Annotated in this window: 21 protein-coding genes; 19 read left to right on the top strand and 2 right to left on the bottom strand. The window is 36.0% G+C overall.

The genetic code is table 11. The annotated features are described in order from the left end of the window. Positions 1-271 precede the first annotated feature (271 nt). The 5 genes from ACU5DF_RS02345 to ACU5DF_RS02325 all read left to right on the top strand — a co-directional run bounded on the left by ACU5DF_RS02345 (position 272) and on the right by ACU5DF_RS02325 (position 3,130). Positions 272-619 carry a hypothetical protein gene (locus ACU5DF_RS02345; RefSeq protein ID WP_446711624.1) on the top strand — a complete coding sequence of 116 codons (348 nt, stop codon included), beginning with the start codon at positions 272-274 and terminating at the stop codon, positions 617-619. A gap of 766 nt (positions 620-1,385) precedes the next feature. Continuing rightward, positions 1,386-1,697: a type II toxin-antitoxin system HigB family toxin gene (locus ACU5DF_RS02340; protein WP_045103960.1), complete on the top strand. Its 312-nt coding sequence runs from the start codon at positions 1,386-1,388 to the stop codon at positions 1,695-1,697. Next, on the top strand, positions 1,694-2,122 hold the full coding sequence (locus ACU5DF_RS02335; RefSeq protein WP_446711592.1) for a helix-turn-helix domain-containing protein: 429 nt from the start codon (positions 1,694-1,696) through the stop codon (positions 2,120-2,122). The genes ACU5DF_RS02340 and ACU5DF_RS02335 overlap by 4 nt, the downstream gene beginning before the upstream one ends. Positions 2,123-2,267: 145 nt before the next feature. Then, a complete protein-coding gene (locus tag ACU5DF_RS02330) occupies positions 2,268-2,591 on the top strand; it encodes a hypothetical protein (protein ID WP_446711623.1) in 324 nt (107 codons plus the stop codon). Between the two features lie 134 nt (positions 2,592-2,725). Beyond that, complete coding sequence (locus ACU5DF_RS02325) at positions 2,726-3,130, top strand: hypothetical protein (protein WP_065611779.1); 405 nt, start codon at positions 2,726-2,728, stop codon at positions 3,128-3,130. A gap of 23 nt (positions 3,131-3,153) precedes the next feature. Here ACU5DF_RS02325 and ACU5DF_RS02320 read toward each other — a convergent pair whose 3' ends face one another. Then, complete coding sequence (locus ACU5DF_RS02320; RefSeq protein ID WP_446711606.1) at positions 3,154-4,110, bottom strand: IS30 family transposase; 957 nt, start codon at positions 4,108-4,110, stop codon at positions 3,154-3,156. 224 nt (positions 4,111-4,334) lie between these two features. On the opposite strand from ACU5DF_RS02320, the gene ACU5DF_RS02315 reads away from it, so the two are divergent. Together ACU5DF_RS02315 and ACU5DF_RS02310 are read left to right on the top strand one after the other, a co-directional pair. After that, positions 4,335-4,799 (top strand): GNAT family N-acetyltransferase, encoded by a 465-nt coding sequence (locus tag ACU5DF_RS02315; protein WP_446711622.1) that lies wholly within the window; start codon positions 4,335-4,337, stop codon positions 4,797-4,799. A 149-nt stretch (positions 4,800-4,948) separates the two neighbouring features. Continuing rightward, positions 4,949-6,013: a YiiX/YebB-like N1pC/P60 family cysteine hydrolase gene (locus ACU5DF_RS02310; RefSeq protein ID WP_446711621.1), complete on the top strand. Its 1,065-nt coding sequence runs from the start codon at positions 4,949-4,951 to the stop codon at positions 6,011-6,013. 449 nt (positions 6,014-6,462) lie between these two features. Here the strand turns inward: ACU5DF_RS02310 and ACU5DF_RS02305 are convergent, their stop codons facing one another. Further along, positions 6,463-7,419 (bottom strand): IS30 family transposase, encoded by a 957-nt coding sequence (locus ACU5DF_RS02305; RefSeq protein ID WP_446711606.1) that lies wholly within the window; start codon positions 7,417-7,419, stop codon positions 6,463-6,465. Between the two features lie 409 nt (positions 7,420-7,828). On the opposite strand from ACU5DF_RS02305, the gene ACU5DF_RS02300 reads away from it, so the two are divergent. From ACU5DF_RS02300 to ACU5DF_RS02245, 12 genes are all read left to right on the top strand, one after another. Then, positions 7,829-8,302 (top strand): hypothetical protein, encoded by a 474-nt coding sequence (locus ACU5DF_RS02300; RefSeq protein WP_446711620.1) that lies wholly within the window; start codon positions 7,829-7,831, stop codon positions 8,300-8,302. Between the two features lie 214 nt (positions 8,303-8,516). Continuing rightward, positions 8,517-9,170 carry a class I SAM-dependent methyltransferase gene (locus tag ACU5DF_RS02295; protein ID WP_446711619.1) on the top strand — a complete coding sequence of 218 codons (654 nt, stop codon included), beginning with the start codon at positions 8,517-8,519 and terminating at the stop codon, positions 9,168-9,170. Positions 9,171-9,302: 132 nt separating this feature from the next. Continuing rightward, on the top strand, positions 9,303-9,839 hold the full coding sequence (locus tag ACU5DF_RS02290; RefSeq protein WP_182700724.1) for a nucleotidyltransferase family protein: 537 nt from the start codon (positions 9,303-9,305) through the stop codon (positions 9,837-9,839). A gap of 700 nt (positions 9,840-10,539) precedes the next feature. Then, positions 10,540-11,004, top strand: coding sequence for a GNAT family N-acetyltransferase (locus ACU5DF_RS02285; protein WP_446711618.1), 465 nt, complete (start codon positions 10,540-10,542; stop codon positions 11,002-11,004). A 149-nt stretch (positions 11,005-11,153) separates the two neighbouring features. Further along, complete coding sequence (locus ACU5DF_RS02280) at positions 11,154-11,813, top strand: hypothetical protein (protein WP_446711617.1); 660 nt, start codon at positions 11,154-11,156, stop codon at positions 11,811-11,813. A gap of 132 nt (positions 11,814-11,945) precedes the next feature. After that, positions 11,946-12,410, top strand: coding sequence for an ASCH domain-containing protein (locus ACU5DF_RS02275; protein ID WP_446711616.1), 465 nt, complete (start codon positions 11,946-11,948; stop codon positions 12,408-12,410). Between the two features lie 165 nt (positions 12,411-12,575). Continuing rightward, complete coding sequence (locus tag ACU5DF_RS02270) at positions 12,576-12,950, top strand: VOC family protein (protein ID WP_446711615.1); 375 nt, start codon at positions 12,576-12,578, stop codon at positions 12,948-12,950. Between the two features lie 154 nt (positions 12,951-13,104). Beyond that, a complete protein-coding gene (locus ACU5DF_RS02265) occupies positions 13,105-13,575 on the top strand; it encodes a GNAT family N-acetyltransferase (protein ID WP_065611809.1) in 471 nt (156 codons plus the stop codon). A gap of 724 nt (positions 13,576-14,299) precedes the next feature. Then, complete coding sequence (locus tag ACU5DF_RS02260; protein ID WP_080155670.1) at positions 14,300-14,968, top strand: HNH endonuclease signature motif containing protein; 669 nt, start codon at positions 14,300-14,302, stop codon at positions 14,966-14,968. Next, complete coding sequence (locus ACU5DF_RS02255; RefSeq protein ID WP_080155671.1) at positions 14,965-15,375, top strand: hypothetical protein; 411 nt, start codon at positions 14,965-14,967, stop codon at positions 15,373-15,375. Before ACU5DF_RS02260 ends, ACU5DF_RS02255 begins: the two co-directional genes overlap by 4 nt. 390 nt (positions 15,376-15,765) lie before the next feature. Next, entirely contained in the window at positions 15,766-16,206 is a 441-nt protein-coding gene (locus ACU5DF_RS02250; protein ID WP_105055923.1) for a hypothetical protein, read from the top strand. Positions 16,207-16,345: 139 nt separating this feature from the next. Then, on the top strand, positions 16,346-16,693 hold the full coding sequence (locus ACU5DF_RS02245; RefSeq protein WP_446711614.1) for a hypothetical protein: 348 nt from the start codon (positions 16,346-16,348) through the stop codon (positions 16,691-16,693). Positions 16,694-17,352 lie beyond the last annotated feature (659 nt).

Here is a 17,352-nt window from a genome sequence, read left to right as displayed (position 1 = left end):
TACAGCGTTCGCGTTTGTTATCGGTCTCTCGATAGAGGATCCATGCATCAACCGAACTACTGTATAAATCAACTTTAGTTGCAGCTAAAGTCTGGGTCTCACTTTACCCTAATTGAGTGTTTATTATCCATACAAATGCATCAACACGATTTGCTACATTCGGCATTCTAGGTTTCTTTGAGTTTACCGTTTTAAATGGTAAATTTGAGCTTGATTTGCATAGTAGCAAACGTGTTATGCAGGCGTTATGTGATTTTAAGGTGAGTATATTATGAATAAAGTAGTCGGGATCTCTTTGGTTTCATTAGGGTTAATGTCATATTTAGCTTATGACTCATTTATTGCTAAACCTAAAGCTTTGGATAATTCATCTAAGAGTATGCTTGTACAAATTGGCATTAAAGAAAAATGGTTTGATGCCTTTAAGGTTATGGATGGTTCAATTGTATTATCTAGGGATATCGAGTCATCTTTTGAAGATGGAGATACTGTGCATACTGTTGGGACAATTGAATATGCAGTCGAAGATCAGCATTTTTGCAAGTATGTTGATTTTAAATTTAAACTAGGCTCATTAAACGATTATCAAATAAACAACGTATCGAATTGCCTAAATTAAAATCACATAACAATCACATCAACACGATTTGCTACACTCGGCGTTGTCAGTTTGTCTTTAGTTTCAGTGATTAAGGCAGTAAAATTCAGTTTGGTCTGCATAGTAGCAAACGTGTTATGCAGGCGTTGTGCGTACTGAGTCCGAAATTTTTTGCACGGTTCATCAATAGATCCGATGCTTTCGTAGTTTCGGCTTAGTAAGCGTAAATTTCTTCTTTGTTGCCTTTTTGTTTTCGTATTATCAGGTTCGGAAAATTAGCCCTTATTTCCCTAAGTTCAGGCGTTTCAGAGGCTATTTTACGCTTCAATTGTTCTTTGGTTATGCCTCATTTTAGCTTGCATCAGTGTTTTGCTCGCAGCATTTTCAATCCCAGTTGTGGAAAGGATATTTTGTTTATCAGTTCCAAATACGCTGAAACCAAGTCGTTCAAATGGCGTAAAAAATGTATTGGTTTTCCATTTACTTTATCTCGCATTTTAAGAACATTTTGTTCGCTTAATTGGCATCGGTAAATTAGAATCAGGGCTTAGAAAATCTTGGCAGGGCAGTTCTTTATCAAGCTGGCCAATCCGAAAGTAAGCACGCACAACAATCGCATCAACACGATGCTTATTACATTCGGCGTTTTTGGTTTGAAGTGTAATTGGTTTGGAAAATTGGTCGTCAGCACGTGTTATGCAAGCGTTAAACGCTTCTTTGTAAATTCACAGCTTGTGAACTTGGTTTGTAGGTGCTATATTCACATATAGTGAACTTAGAGGTGTTTATGCACGTAATATCAAGAAAACCATTTAGTGATGCAGCGAAAAAATATCCGAATGATGCTGCGGCAATTGATGCGCTATATAAATCATTAAAAAATAATAACTTTTCAAATCCACTGGATATGAAAAATGTTTACCCAAGCTTAGATAACTTTAAGTATAAAGATAAATGGTATGTTCTTGATATCGGTGGGAATAATTTACGATTAATGACCTTTATCGAATTTCGAGATAATAGAATGTTTGTTAAGCATATTGTTCCTCACGCTGAATATGACAAGTTATGCGCCAAATACGCAAAGGAGTCGAAATGAAAAATTTTAATCAAGTTAAATCAACAGCATTACAATTATTTTCAATGGCTAGTTTTGTTGGTCATATTTCAACAGAGGAAGAATATGCTGAAGCCTTGGAGTTAATGGAAGATCTTATTGAAGAATACGATATTTACAAACCATTAATTGAGGTTTTGGAAGTATCTATTGAGCGCTGGGAAGAGCGTGCAGATGAATTTGCAGAGTTTAATGCTCGTATTGAGAATTTAGATGATGGAGTAGCAACACTGCGTGTATTAATGGATCAATATCAACTTAAAGCTGATGACCTAAAAGATGTAATTGGTGGTAAAAGCTTGGTTTCAATGATCCTTAACGGTTCTCGCAAACTAACAAAAGAGCATATTCAAGCCATTTCATCTAAATATAATATCAGCCCTGCATTGTTTTTTGGCTGCGTTTAACAAAGCAATCAACACGATTTACTACATTCGGCGTTGTGGGTTTGCCTTTAATTTCAGTGATTAAGGCGGTAAAATTCAGTTAAGTCTGTGTCGTAGTAAACGTGTTATTGCGGCGTTATGAATCAGGAATATAAAGGGATTTCTCATGGATATATTAAGTTTTAAAATGTATAAGATATTGAAAATATGTACCATTGTTGGCATTTTTAGTTTTTTATCATTTTCTCTTATGTCGATGGTTTTCTTTTTTTCAACTCCGGTTATCGAGGATTTTGTAAGGTATCTAACTTCTAAAAATTTAGCATACTGGTTTTCATCACAATTTTCAGATTTAGAGAGTTGTTTTATGAATCTGCTATTTATCATGATCAATATTATTACAGCTACATTAAGTGTTTTTACGGCATTAATAGCCAAGTCTTATCACGAAAAGGCAGCTAAATTAGTATCTGAAGAAATAAATTCATAACAAATGCATCAACACGATTTGCTACATTCGGCATTCTAGATTTCTTTTGGTTTACCGTGTTAAGTGGTAAATTTGAGCTTGACTTGCATGGTAGCAAACGTGTTATGCAGGCGTTAAACGTACAAGGAGGTACAATGTATAAATTACGAAAACTGGAAGGTGAGCAAGATTGGCTAGATGCGGATGGAGTTAAGATTTATACCATTTCAGCAAATGAAGAACCAATCAATATGGTCGCTTTTCATCAACGACTAACAGAGGTTAAATCTGAAATAACTCTCGAATGGGATCAAACTGCTGCGTTCGTTATTTTCCATAATGGTGAAAGTTGTAAGTATTTGGTTTTAGCTTGGTGGGGTAATGATAATGAACTATTTACCTCAGTATCAGTTCAAGTTAATGGGGTTTGGGTTGTAGATCCAACTAAATATTCGTTTTGCCTTTATGATATTGAAGTTATGTGGAAGGAACGTAATATCTACATAGAAACAATAGATTGTGAAAGTCCGTCATTGGTTAAGTATCGCACTAGCCGTTAGATGTACGTTTAACAAAGCAATCGCTAGATCGTAACAATAACCGACACACGCTTACCGCTTAAAAACTCACTCGGACTCAGAAAATTTAATGCCTTTCTAGGTCTCGAATTAATCAAAAACTCTGCCTGTTTAACCTCTTTTGCAGCAAGTTCTCCAATGGCCATTCCCTTTGGGAAAAAACGCCTTAGTAAACCATTGGTATTTTCATTCAAACCTCGTTGCCAGGAATGGTAAGGTTTAGCAAAATAAATTTCACAGTTCAGATGCTTAGCTATCTTAGCATGACCTGCAAACTCTCCGCCATTATCAAATGTGATTGTTTTGCAAAGTTCTTTAAAGGGCTTCATCATGCGATTTATCCCACGAGTGACTGCTTTTTTAGACTTGCTACGTACTTTGCAAGTAACTAATAGCTTAGATACTCGCTCTACCATAGTGACTAAATACCCATCTTGACCATAAACAGTATCACCTTCCCAGTGGCCAATTTCTGAGTTATCGTCAACAATAGCAGGCCGGAGAGAGATATCAGCACGGTTGGGAATTAGTCTTGCTCCAGCTTCTACACCTTTACGCTGTTTGTATTTTTTACCTTTTCGAGCAAGCATTCTTTGCCAATGCTCTCTTTTAACTACATTGTAAATAGTACTGCAACATATTGTATTTTCTATTTTTTCTTTATGCATTCGTCCAGATATTTGCTCTGGGCTCCAACCAAGTTGTAGGTATATTTGAATTATTTTCTTATTCTTTTGGCCACACTTTGTGTGCTTAATTGAAAGTGTTCTTTTTTGAAAAGCATGTTTATGCGCTTGCTCGGCAGAATAACTTCCAACAGGACAGCGTCGTAATTCCCTTGAAATGGAGCCATTGCTCCGTTTTAATTTTTGTCCTATTTCCCGAGCAGAAATACTATGTGTATTCCAAGCTTCAATCTGGTATCTTTCACTTAGTGTCAGTTGCTTATATTGGTGTCCCATGTGGTTACCTTAGTTGATTGTGTGAGAGCTTGAAGCTTATAGGCAACTGACTCTCTAATCTATACCAAAGTGTGTCGGTTATTCTTGGGATCTAGGATCAACACGATGCTATTACACTCGGCATTCGCGGTTTAGAGTGTAATTGTCTTGGTAATTCAGTCGTTCGCACGTGTTATTGCGGCGTTATATCGTTTTTTTAAGTACATCGTTTTAAAGGATTAAATATGATTCAGCTTAGACCAATGACCACAAATGAATATCCTGCGTATTGTGATTATTTCATTGATGATTATAGCCGTGAAATAGCTGAAAACTATGGTCACTCAATGGATAGGGCGCTCGAATTGGCTAACCAGGATCTTTTTCGTAGTTTTCCTAATGGTTTGGAAATTAATGAGCATGAATTATTGTGCATTGAATCAGGTTCAGAATTGGTTGGTTATTTGTGGCACTCGACTAACGCAAATGATAAATCGACTTTTATTTATGATTTCTTCATTTTTCCAAATTGCCGGAATAATGGCTATGGGAAATTGGCAATTACTGTTCTTGAATCACAATTGAAATCGATTGGTATTGAGCAAATAAAATTACGAGTTGCATACCAAAATCAAAGAGCGTTAAAACTGTATCAAGAGGTTGGTTTTTCTATTTCTGGCTACAATATGTCAAAGAAAATAGTAAGTTAGCATTCTCGATATAACAAAGCAATCAACACGATTTACTACATTCGGCGTTGTAGGTTTGTCTTTAGTTTCAGTGATTAAGGCGGTAAAATTCAGCTAAGTCTATGTCGTAGTAAACGTGTTATTGCGGCGTTATATTACTAAGGGTGGTTATGAGTTACATACTAGATTTTAATAAAGTACAACTTGGCGATATAGTGATTAGCTCAGGTTCAACTTTAGGTGCCCAAGTCATAAAGCTTGGAACATGGAGCAAAGATACTCACGCGATGCTTTATGTAGGCTACACAATGATTCATGCTATTCCTGAAGGTGGTGTTTTTTCGAAAAACCCTCAAAGAGAATTATTTAAATCTGAAAAACATGTCAAAGTGCTACGCCTAAAAGATAGCGTACCATTTTCGACATTAAGTTCAATTTGTGATTATGCTAGAAGCCTTACTGGAACCATTTACTCTGTAAAAGAAGCTATACGCACGAAAAAACACAGCAATAAGCAAGCTGATGCTCAAACTAATATGCAATTTTGTTCAAGGTTAGTCGCCCAATCTTATGGGTATCAGAATATTAATTTAGTAAAAAATCCAAATTATTGCTCTCCAAAAGCATTAAGTAATTCATCATTTCTTAAAGAAGTAGAAGGAGCCGTTAGAAAAGCTTCTGATGAAGAAATCGAATTTTCAAAAACACCAGATCCAACCTTAGAAAATCAAAAAGTCACTTATGACTGGCTTAATAAAGTCAGAGATATCGCAAGTGATTTAGAATATGAAATACAAAGTATTAATGATGTTACTGATTTTGTTAAACTTCACCCAGAACAAGATTCAGCTATCTCTGAGTTTGTAAAACTAAGTGGTTACTTAGAGCATTATCAATGCGATCTAAAATTAAATCCATATCGATATGAATTAACAAAATTTATAGAGCATTTTAAAAGAGAAAATATTCCAATTGAAGACGCTGTAATAGGAGAGCTACAAAAAGAACCAAGCATGATTGAGCATTTTTATCGAAATTTAACTGGGTATACTCAGATGTATAAAGAAACTAACTTTGAATACCATGAGCTTCATAGAGATTTATACCTGAATATGCTTCTATTCATAAAAGATAGGCTGGTTGTAATGTACTGTTCATTAACTCGATCAACAGATATTCAGTTGAAAGCTAAAGTTTTCTTATTGATTCAAAGAATTGATTGCATCGTAATATAACAAAGCAATCAACACGATTTACTACATTCGGCGTTGTAGGTTTGTCTTTAGTTTCAGTGATTAAGGCAGTAAAATTCAACTAAGTCTGTGTCGTAGTAAACGTGTTATTGCGGCGTTATACGAACTCTGAGAATGCAGTTTTTTGGTTCAGTTTAGCGATTGAACCATTAGCTTTTTAGGTGTAAAAGTAGGGTGGATTTCCTTTTTCTTTGTTGCCTTTTGGTATTCGTTTCATCAGGTTCGGCATTGAACTATTATTGCCCCAAGTTCAGGCGTTTCAGAAACTAATTTACGCTTCAATTGTTCTTTGGTTATGCCTCATTTTAGCCTGCATCAGTGTTTTCCTTTCAGCATTTTCAATCCCAGTTGTGGCAATGATATTTGGTTTATTAGCTCAAAACTTGCTGAAACTCAGTCATACAAATGGTGTAAGAAAAAAGGATTGTTTGCTAGATCGTAACAATAACCGACACACGCTTACCGCTTAAAAACTCACTCGGACTCAGAAAATTTAATGCCTTTCTAGGTCTCGAATTAATCAAAAACTCTGCCTGTTTAACCTCTTTTGCAGCAAGTTCTCCAATGGCCATTCCCTTTGGGAAAAAACGCCTTAGTAAACCATTGGTATTTTCATTCAAACCTCGTTGCCAGGAATGGTAAGGTTTAGCAAAATAAATTTCACAGTTCAGATGCTTAGCTATCTTAGCATGACCTGCAAACTCTCCGCCATTATCAAATGTGATTGTTTTGCAAAGTTCTTTAAAGGGCTTCATCATGCGATTTATCCCACGAGTGACTGCTTTTTTAGACTTGCTACGTACTTTGCAAGTAACTAATAGCTTAGATACTCGCTCTACCATAGTGACTAAATACCCATCTTGACCATAAACAGTATCACCTTCCCAGTGGCCAATTTCTGAGTTATCGTCAACAATAGCAGGCCGGAGAGAGATATCAGCACGGTTGGGAATTAGTCTTGCTCCAGCTTCTACACCTTTACGCTGTTTGTATTTTTTACCTTTTCGAGCAAGCATTCTTTGCCAATGCTCTCTTTTAACTACATTGTAAATAGTACTGCAACATATTGTATTTTCTATTTTTTCTTTATGCATTCGTCCAGATATTTGCTCTGGGCTCCAACCAAGTTGTAGGTATATTTGAATTATTTTCTTATTCTTTTGGCCACACTTTGTGTGCTTAATTGAAAGTGTTCTTTTTTGAAAAGCATGTTTATGCGCTTGCTCGGCAGAATAACTTCCAACAGGACAGCGTCGTAATTCCCTTGAAATGGAGCCATTGCTCCGTTTTAATTTTTGTCCTATTTCCCGAGCAGAAATACTATGTGTATTCCAAGCTTCAATCTGGTATCTTTCACTTAGTGTCAGTTGCTTATATTGGTGTCCCATGTGGTTACCTTAGTTGATTGTGTGAGAGCTTGAAGCTTATAGGCAACTGACTCTCTAATCTATACCAAAGTGTGTCGGTTATTCTTGGGATCTAGGTTTCGTTTCACAGTTATTGCTGTTGATTGGATATTTTGCTCGCTTAATTGAGCTAGTCTAATTAAACTCAGTTTACAGTAAATCTTGGTAAATCAGTTCTTTACCAATTTAATTGGAGCGAAAGCAAGGCTCGTATAACAAAGCAATCAACACGATGCTATTACACTCGGCATTCGCGGTTTAGAGTATAATTGGTTTGGTAAGTCGGTCGTTCGCACGTGTTATTGCGGCGTTAGGCCTCTATGAGGATAATAGCTAATCTCATGAAAAATAAGTATAATTAACTAATTATTATTTAAAGAGTTAAAAATAAATGAATGATTTATATTTTGATCTTACCAAAATGCTGTTTACAGGTATCTGTGGATTTATTGCGGGTACATTTGTTACTATTTGGCGAACTAAATATACGGTGAAATCATCCGATTTTTCTAAAAAAGTGGAACATTTGGCATTTATAATTGATGAAATTGCCATTATTGGATGCAAGGTAATAAAAAATTCAACATGTACTGAAGCTCTTGACAATAGTCCTGACTATCTTGAAGCTCAAATTTCTCGACTTTCTTTCTTTATCGGTGAGCTTAATACTGATTTTCAAGGATTTAAATCGGAAATAATTAAAAACGCTTATATAAATTTTTCACATATGTGTCGCTGTGATTATAAAAGCTTAGATTCAAATAGCCATCAAGAAGCAGATGATTATACAAAAATGAGACGAATATTATTATCTTCTGAATCGTTGAAGGCTGAGTTATACAGAGCTAGGTATTTAAAATATTAGTACGATGCCTAACAATTGCATCAACACGATTTACTACACTCGGCAATCTCAGTTTGCCGGGTGTTTCTCGTTTTAAGACGTCAATATTAAGTATAATTGCATAGTAGTAAACGTGTTATGCAGGCGTTATATTTTTTATCTCTGGTAAGATTTGCTATCTCTATTTTTTAGTATAAATTGAAGGCTGATAATTTATAACTATATGAAATTAAAAATGAATAAAGAATCCACAGTTGCTGGACAAGCTGTCTACTCGAAGAAAGTACTCTCAATATACGATTTCTGGGTTTTAGGAGTCTCAAATAACTATTTTTGGAAATGCCCAACTAGATTTATTAGTGAGCAATTTTCAATGTTAGTTTCATCTAATCATTTAGATGTTGGTGTTGGCTCAGGTTATTACCTTAAGAAATATCTACCTCAATCAACAAAACGTATCGCTTTGCTAGATTTGAATCAAAATAGTCTTGATACAACTTCAAAAGCAATAAATCATTTCCAACCGGAAGTTTACTGCGGGGATGTACTTGAGCCTCTTGAATTAAATGTCGATAAATTTGACTCAATTAGTGTTAATTATTTGCTTCATTGTTTGCCTGGAAATTTGATTGATAAGGGTATTATGTTTAAGCATCTAAAAGAACATCTGAACGATGGTGGGGTATTGTTTGGTAGTACAATTTTGGGCAAGGGTACAAAACTAAATTTTTTCGCTAAAAAATTGATGGGTGTTTACAATAAGAAAGGAATATTTAGTAATAACAACGATGATCTAGACTCATTGCTGTTATCGTTAAATAAACACTTTACTGATGTAAAAGTGGAAGTTATAGGATGTGTTGCGTTGTTTTCAGGTAAAAAAATATAACAAATGCATCAACACGATTTACTACACTCGGCAATCTCAGTTTGCCGAGTGTTTCTCGTTTTAAGGCGTCAATATTAAGTATAATTGCATAGTAGTAAACGTGTTATGCAGGCGTTATAACGCAGGGTGGATATGGATAGAATCATCACATTAATTGAGAAAGATGAATTGAGGGTCAAGGCTCTTGATTGTGTTCGAGCACTCAATTTACCTCATTGTTATTTAGCCGCAGGTTTCGTCCGAAATTTGGTGTGGGATCATTTGCATCAAAAATCAGTATCAACGCCTTTGAATGACGTTGACGTTATTTATTTCGATGAAACTGAATCTATCCCTGAAAGCTACAAGTCAATCGAATCTCAGCTTTCTGCGCTGATGCCAGAATTGAATTGGGAAGTGCGTAATCAAGCAATTATGCACAAACGAAATGGTGATAAACCGTATTTAAATATTATCGACGCAATGAGTTACTGGCCAGAAAAAGAAACGGCTGTAGCGATACGAAAATTAGACAATGGTAAGTACGAATGTATTTCTGCGTTTGGCTTTGAATCATTGTTCCATTTACAAGTTACACATAATCCTAAGCGTTCTTTAGAAATCTTCAGTGACCGCGTAACGTCGAAAGGTTGGCTGGGTCATTGGGCAAAATTGAGAACTGCGTTATAACAAATGCATCAACACGATTTGCTACATTCGGCATTCTAGATTTCTTTGAGTTTACCGTATTAAGTGGTAAATTTAGGCTTAATCTGCATGGTAGCAAACGTGTTATGCAGGCGTTATACGAACTCTGAGAATGCAGTTTTTTGGTTCAGTTCAACGATTGAACCATTAGTTTTTTAGGCGCGAAAGTAGGATGGTTTTCCTTTTTCTTTGTAGCCTTTGGATGTTCGTTTCATCAGGTTCGGCATTGAGCTATTATTGCCCTAAATTCAGGCGTTTCAGCAGCTAATTTACGCTTCAATTGTTCTTTGATTATGCCTCATTTTAGTCTGCATTAGTGTTTTCCTCTCAGTATTTTCAATTCCAATTGTGGTTTGGATATTTGGTTTATCAGTTCCAATTTGGCTGAAATCAAGTCGTACAAATGGTGTAAGAAAAAGGGATTGTTTCATTTCACAGTTATTGCTGTTGATTTGATATTTTGCTCGCTTAATTGAGCCAGTCTAATTAAACTCAGTTAATGGAAAATCTTGGTAAATCAGTTCTTTACCAAGTTAATTGGAGCGAAGGCAAGGCTCGTATAACAAAGCAATCAACACGATGCTATTTACATTCGGCATTCGCGGTTTGGAGTGTAATTGGTTTTATTAGTCAGTCTTTCGCACGTGTTATTGCGGCGTTAACTGAATTCAAGTGAGGTTCTATGGTTTTAATAAGACATTACATTGAAAATGATGCAGAAGCTCTCTGGAACATCTTTTTTAATACCATTCGAAATATCAATTCTCGTGACTATTCTCAATCACAAGTTGAAGCATGGGCTCCAGAATCATTTGATTTTTCAGTTTGGAAAACGAAAATGAGAACGATAAACCCATTTGTCGCAGAAATTGACGGCGTAATTGTTGGATATACTGATTTGCAAAATTGTGGGCTAATTGACCATTTCTTTTGCCATTATGAATTTCAAGGTAGAGGCGTTGGTCGTGCTTTAATGGATCACGTAATGTCCAAAGGAAAAACTCAAAACATTACTCGTTTTTATTCCGAAGTAAGCATTACAGCCAAACCATTTTATGAATATTTTGGTTTTACTGTGGTTAATGAGCAAACTATTGAAGTTCGTGGTGAAAAGCTTGTTAATTACGTGATGGAGAAATTCAGTTAACAAATGCATCAACACGATTTGCTACACTCGGTGTTGTCAGTTTGCCTTTAGTTTCAGTGATTAAGGCGTTAAAATTCAGCTAAGTCTGTATCGTAGCAAACGTGTTATGCAGGCGTTAAGCGTCAATAAGAAATATTAAGGGTATGAGTGTGGAAAAAGAACAAGTAGTCGAAATTGTAAAAGAAGTATTTAACTATCAGTTGATAGATGGTTGGGCATATATAATCTTGTTTATTGTAACATTAGTCGGTACTTATCTAGGGGCTGGTGCTAAAAAAAGTGGTGAACTTAAAGCTGTTAACGATAACTTTGATGAGCTGCTAAGACAGCAAGAAATATTGACAGAAAATGTGACCCAAATAAAACAAGACTTTGAAAAAGAAAATATTGTTTATCAGATAAAAATGTCAGATTTTAATGTTCGCTCGTTGGAAGCAATAGAGTTGGTGTTTTCAAAGTTAGTTGAAATTAAAAAGTGTGCAAGACAAGTTTATTATGCTCAAAACCCAGAGTATGGTAAGAATTTGTATGCAGCGATTGAGGAATTTCGTGATACTTATGACGTTAAAAAAATTTGGATACCAAAAAAAATCGCAGATGAATTAGAAGAAGTAGCAATTGACTTAGGAAATAAGGCGAGTCAATTTCTTCAGGTATCACGAAGTGCAGCTCAGGCTGTTCATTTAACTGAGCAGCAATTAGATCTTATCTTTGGCAAACAAGAAGACTTCTACAATTATATGGACAATGAATCTCGAAAAATTTTTGATAAACTATCCGATAAAATAAGAACGAGTTCGCTGGACTAGACGCTTAACAAAGCAATCAACACGATGCTATTACACTCGGCATTCGCGGTTTGAAGTGTAATTGGTTTGGTAAGTCAGTCGTTCGCACGTGTTATTGCGGCGTTATATTGCAAAAATAGTTAAGAGGATTTCATGGAAGAACAGTCTCAAATCTACTTGGATCAGTATCTAAGCTCACTTTCTGAAATTGAGCGTAACAAGTATCAATCATTCAGTTCAGATTATTTCTGTGCTGATGAGCATAATGCCAATTTATGTGCGAAATTAATCCGAATTGGTCAAAAGACAGCAACTTGTAGCTTAAATATTTGGTATGAATCAGGTGAAGAACCAATGCCAACCGTTGGTCATTTACAAGTGGTTGTTGATTGGAATGGAAAACCAATTTGTATCATTGAAATTGATTCAGTTGAAATGTGTCAATATAACGAAGTTACGGCTGAGTTCGCTCATGCAGAAGGCGAGGGCGACCGTTCATTAAAATGGTGGCGTGAAGCTCATTGGCGTTTCTTTGGTGCTGAATGTTTAGAGTTAAATATTGAGCCTAGTGAGGACATGGTTCTTGTATTGGAACGATTTCATGTCGTTTATCAATAGGCAATATAACAAAGCAATCAACACGATTTATTACATTCGGCATTGTAGGTTTGTCTTTGGTTTCAGTATTTAAGGCGGTAAAATTCAGCTAAGTCGTCGTAGTAATAAACGTGTTATTGCGGCGTTATATGCTTGAAAGGATTAAAAATTAATAAGGAGATTGACGTGATCATTAATCATATTTCTATTGGTACAAAAGACGTAGTAGCGGCAGTGACATTTTATGATGCGGTATTTGAAATGCTATCAATAAAACGCTCCCATTATATTGATGGAATTGCAGCAGCTTATGGTGATAGCTTTGAATTTTGGATTGGTTGTCCTTGTGAAAATAGTCCGACTAATGGTAATGGCTCTCATGTCGCCTTTAATGCCCCAAATGCTGAAGCCGTCGATAATTTCTATAAGGTAGCAATTGAAAATGGAGCTACTTGTTCTGGTAAGCCTAATCTAAGGCCTGAATATGGTGAAGGTTATTATGCAGCTTATGTTCTGGATTTAGATGGCAACAAAATAGAAGCTGTTTTTAATCAATTTTAGAACGCATATAACAAATGCATCAACACGATTTGCTACACTCGGCGTTGTCAGTTTGCCTTTAGTTTCAGTGATTAAGGCGTTAAAATTCAGTTAAGCCTGTATCGTAGCAAACGTGTTATGCAGGCGTTATGAGAATTAAGGGATAATTTTAAATATGGATATCAAAATAGATGATTTGAATGGCGGTGAAGTTGTTCAGTTATTAAAAGAACACCTGGAAGATATGTATGCAACGTCTCCTCCTGAAAGTGTGCACGCATTAGATGTCAGCGCTCTAAAAGTACCTGAGATTACGTTCTTTAGCTGCTGGAAAGGTGAGCAGTTATTAGGTTGTGCAGCAATTAAGGAATTGGATTCAAACCATGCGGAACTGAAATCAATGAGAACCTCTAATCATGCGCGAAATTTGGGTGTAGGTACGCTTCTTCTCAATCATGTATTAAATGTTTCATCGGATAGGGGTTATAAGAAAATTAGCTTGGAAACCGGTTCACAAGAGTTCTTCAAACCAGCTCGTAATCTCTATGAAAAATTTGGTTTTCAATATTGTGATCCCTTTGCCGATTACAAACCAGATCCACACAGCCAATTTATGTCGTGCACACTGGGTGAGACATTCTCATAACAAATGCATCAACACGATTTGCTACATTCGGCGTTGTCAGTTTGCCTTTAGTTTCAGTGATTAAGGCGTTAAAATTCAGCTAAGTTTGTATCGTAGCAAACGTGTTATGCAGGCGTTACACGAACTCTAAGATCGCAGTTTTTTGGCTCAGTTCAGCGATTGAGCCGTTAGTTTTTTAGGCGTGAAAGTAGGGTGGTTTTCCTTTTTCTTTGTTGCCTTTTAATATTCGTTTTATCAGGTTCGGCAATTGACTATTATTGCCAAAAGTTCATGGATTTCAGAAACCAATTCAGGCTTCAATTGTTCATGGTTTTGCCTCATTTCGGTCTGTATCAGTGTTTTATTCGCAGCATTTTCAATCCCAATTGTGGCGAGGATATTTGGTTTATCAGCTCCAAACGTGCTGAAACTAGATCGTACAAATGGTGTAAGAAAAAGGGACTGTTTCGTTTCACAGTTATTGCTGTTGAAGTGATATTTTACTCGCTTAATTGAGCCAGTCTAATTAAATTCGGTTTACAGTAAATCTCGGTAAATCAATCCTTTACCAAGTTAATGGAAGCGTTGACAAAGATCGTGTAACAAATGCATCAACACGATTTGCTACATTCGGCATTCTAGGTTTCTTTGAGTTTACCGTATTAAGTGGTAAATTTAGGCTTAATCTGCATGGTAGTAAACGTGTTATGCAGGCGTTAAGTCTCACCATAAATTAGGAGGTAAAATGGCAATATCAGATGGAGATGCGAAACTCTTATGGGGACGGGCAGCCGGTATTTGCTCGAATCCAGATTGTAGAGCTGACTTAACAGCAGTGCTGGAAGAGGCTAGAAGCTACAATGTTGGAGAAATGGCTCATATAATTGCAAGAAGTGAGCAGGGTCCAAGAGGAGCAACTGGCGGTGGCGCAGATACGTATGAAAATTTAGTTTTGTTGTGCCCAACTTGCCATCGACACGTTGATAAGTCACCTGAGGGAACTTTTACAGTCGAACAGCTCCACGGTTGGAAAAATGACCACGAGCAGGCAATACGATCTTTATTTAGCGACAAAACATTTGAAACGTTTGAAGAGTTAAAGCGTCAAGTAGCAATGCTTTTAATTGATAACAACTCAGCATGGGAAAATTTTGGTCCTCAGTCAAAAGCTGCTGAAGATCCGGGCTCAAATACACATAAAGTATGGGCGTTGCGTAAACTAGATTTAATTATTCCGAATAATCGAAAAATCGTTAACATGATCGAAGCTAATAAACACTTACTTGAAGTCTCTGTTTTAAAGGTTTTTGCAACCTTTAAAAGTCATGTGAACTCATTTGAGCTGAATCAATATGAGCGAGTCGATCAATATGTAACATTTCCTAGTGAATTTTCAGAGGTGTTTGGGTTATGAGTAATGGTAATAATGATTGGAGTGTACCTTTTAGCCAAATTACATGGTTTGATAGGTTGTTAAACAATCACAGCAATGTTCAAAGTGTTAACCGTAGTAAAGATATATTCTTCGAAATCACAAGGAAAGCACAGGGCGACACTCTTAAGGTTCTTTGTTTGCGTGAATATACTATGGGTCTGACAATGGTTCAAAGAGCTCAAGAAGAGTTTGGGGATCTTGATATTATTTATATTGGTGGTGGTTGGAATGCAAGTACAACGGATGCCAAACAATACGGTATAGATAATAATATTGGTATTTACGTATCTGACGAAATGTCTGGAGCACTATGGAAAGATGACTTCTGGAATTACTTCAAGAAAGATCGTGACGGAAATAAGGTTAGCTTTATCCGCGAAGAATGATCTTTGGGGAGTGTATGGCTTCGGTTCATTTTTTCGTGGAGGGGACTATAATGACATTGATATCTTATTAGTTTCTACGCTAGATGCAACTTCACCTTTGAGCACATACAAAAGCTGTAGAGAGAAATTGAAACAGCTGTCAAAAAAATGGAATGTTGAAATTGATATTACATTTTTGACATATGGTGAGCATCTACAAAAACCTTTGCGGGAACATGACTCATTATTTGAAATATGGCGTCTAGAAACTTAACAAATGCATCAACACGATTTACTACACTCGGCATCTCAGGTTGTCGGGTGTTTCTCGTTTTAATGCGTCAATTTTAAGTATAATTGTTTAGTAGTAAACGTGTTATGCAGGCGTTAGGAGAATTGAGGTGGAAATAAATGTTTGAAAATTTATACCCGTTTATAGGGGTTGTTATTGGAGCCTTACTTGCCGGTGGTTTCCAGTATTTAAATACAAAAAAACAGCTTCAAAATGATATTCAAAAATTGCGAACTCAAATTATTGCAGATAAAAAGAAATCATCGTATGAGTTAAAAAGTAAATATTTACTTGAATGGCTGCCTGAACTAATTTATTTAGCAGACCCAGAGGCTCATGCTAAATTTGATTATCAAAAAACATTACAACTAGTTCATAAAATACAATTGATTTTAAATCCTGAACAATGCAGGTTAGAAGCTGAGCTTAACAATGCTGTTAGTAACTTAGCTAGCTTAATCCAATCAGCTATTTGTGATAAACCAGATAATTATCATCTGCTAGGTGGGCAGGATATTGTTATTAAAGCAGGGCGTAACGTGTTGAAAAAATTCTCCTAACAAATGCATCAACACGATTTGCTACATTCGGCATTCTAGGTTTCTTTTAGTTTACCGAGTTAAGTGGTAAATTTAAGCTTAATCTGCATGGTAGCAAACGTGTTATGCAGGCGTTATGTGATTTTAAGGTGAGTATATTATGAATAAAGTAGTCGGGATCTCTTTGGTTTCATTAGGGTTAATGTCATATTTAGCTTATGACTCATTTATTGCTAAACCTAAAGCTTTGGATAATTCATCTAAGAGTATACTTGCACAAATTGGCATTAAAGAAAAATGGTTTGATGCCTTTAAGGTTATGGATGGTTCAATTGTATTATCTAGGGATATCGAGTCATCTTTTGAAGATGGAGATACTGTGCATACTGTTGGGACAATTGAATATGCAGTCGAAGATCAGCATTTTTGCAAGTATGTTGATTTTAAATTTAAACTAGGCTCATTAAACGATTATCAAATAAACAACGTATCGAATTGCCTAAATTAAAATCACATAACAATCGCATCAACACGATTTGCTACACTCGGCGTTGTCAGTTTGTCTTTAGTTTCAGTGATTAAGGCAGTAAAATTCAGTTTGGTCTGCATAGTAGCAAACGTGTTATGCAGGCGTTACACGAACTCTAAGATCGCAGTTTTTTGGCTCAGTTCAGCGATTGAGCCGTTAGTTTTTTAGGCGTGAAAGTCGGGTGGATTTCCTTTTTCTCTGTTGCCTTTTAATATTCATTTTATCAGGTTCGGCAATTGACTATTATTGCCAAAAGTTCATGGATTTCAGAAACCAATTCACGCTTCAATTGTTCATGATTTTGCCTCATTTTATTCTGCATCAGTGTTTTCCTCTTAGCATTTTTAATCCCAATTGTGGCAAGGATATTTGGTTTATCAGTTCCAAATCTGCTGAAACCAGATCGTACAAATGGCGTAAGAAAAAGGGATTGTTTCGTTTCACAGTTATTGGCGGTGATTGGATATTTTGCTCGCTTAATTGAGCCAGTCTAATTAAACTCAGTTTACAGTAAATCTTGGTAAATCAATTCTTTATCAAGTTAATGGAAACGTTGACAAAGATCGTGTAACAAATGCATCAACACGATTTGCTACACTCGGCGTTGTCAGTTTGCCTTTAGTTTCAGTGATTAAGGC

The sequence above is a fragment of the Aliivibrio wodanis genome (genome assembly GCF_052920805.1).
Note: the sequence above shows the minus strand (reverse complement) of the source record. Positions and strands in the feature narration are given on the sequence as shown.

Coding starts and splice junctions, on each gene's coding strand:
- ACU5DF_RS02285 (WP_446711618.1), top strand. CDS start 10,540: ATGGTTTTAATAAGACATTACATTGAAAATGATGCAGAAGCTCTCTGG.
- ACU5DF_RS02275 (WP_446711616.1), top strand. CDS start 11,946: ATGGAAGAACAGTCTCAAATCTACTTGGATCAGTATCTAAGCTCACTT.
- ACU5DF_RS02295 (WP_446711619.1), top strand. CDS start 8,517: ATGAATAAAGAATCCACAGTTGCTGGACAAGCTGTCTACTCGAAGAAA.
- ACU5DF_RS02300 (WP_446711620.1), top strand. CDS start 7,829: ATGAATGATTTATATTTTGATCTTACCAAAATGCTGTTTACAGGTATC.
- ACU5DF_RS02265 (WP_065611809.1), top strand. CDS start 13,105: ATGGATATCAAAATAGATGATTTGAATGGCGGTGAAGTTGTTCAGTTA.
- ACU5DF_RS02325 (WP_065611779.1), top strand. CDS start 2,726: ATGTATAAATTACGAAAACTGGAAGGTGAGCAAGATTGGCTAGATGCG.
- ACU5DF_RS02345 (WP_446711624.1), top strand. CDS start 272: ATGAATAAAGTAGTCGGGATCTCTTTGGTTTCATTAGGGTTAATGTCA.
- ACU5DF_RS02260 (WP_080155670.1), top strand. CDS start 14,300: ATGGCAATATCAGATGGAGATGCGAAACTCTTATGGGGACGGGCAGCC.
- ACU5DF_RS02330 (WP_446711623.1), top strand. CDS start 2,268: ATGGATATATTAAGTTTTAAAATGTATAAGATATTGAAAATATGTACC.
- ACU5DF_RS02340 (WP_045103960.1), top strand. CDS start 1,386: ATGCACGTAATATCAAGAAAACCATTTAGTGATGCAGCGAAAAAATAT.
- ACU5DF_RS02315 (WP_446711622.1), top strand. CDS start 4,335: ATGATTCAGCTTAGACCAATGACCACAAATGAATATCCTGCGTATTGT.
- ACU5DF_RS02290 (WP_182700724.1), top strand. CDS start 9,303: ATGGATAGAATCATCACATTAATTGAGAAAGATGAATTGAGGGTCAAG.
- ACU5DF_RS02335 (WP_446711592.1), top strand. CDS start 1,694: ATGAAAAATTTTAATCAAGTTAAATCAACAGCATTACAATTATTTTCA.
- ACU5DF_RS02305 (WP_446711606.1), bottom strand. CDS start 7,419: ATGGGACACCAATATAAGCAACTGACACTAAGTGAAAGATACCAGATT.
- ACU5DF_RS02250 (WP_105055923.1), top strand. CDS start 15,766: ATGTTTGAAAATTTATACCCGTTTATAGGGGTTGTTATTGGAGCCTTA.
- ACU5DF_RS02320 (WP_446711606.1), bottom strand. CDS start 4,110: ATGGGACACCAATATAAGCAACTGACACTAAGTGAAAGATACCAGATT.
- ACU5DF_RS02255 (WP_080155671.1), top strand. CDS start 14,965: ATGAGTAATGGTAATAATGATTGGAGTGTACCTTTTAGCCAAATTACA.
- ACU5DF_RS02310 (WP_446711621.1), top strand. CDS start 4,949: ATGAGTTACATACTAGATTTTAATAAAGTACAACTTGGCGATATAGTG.
- ACU5DF_RS02245 (WP_446711614.1), top strand. CDS start 16,346: ATGAATAAAGTAGTCGGGATCTCTTTGGTTTCATTAGGGTTAATGTCA.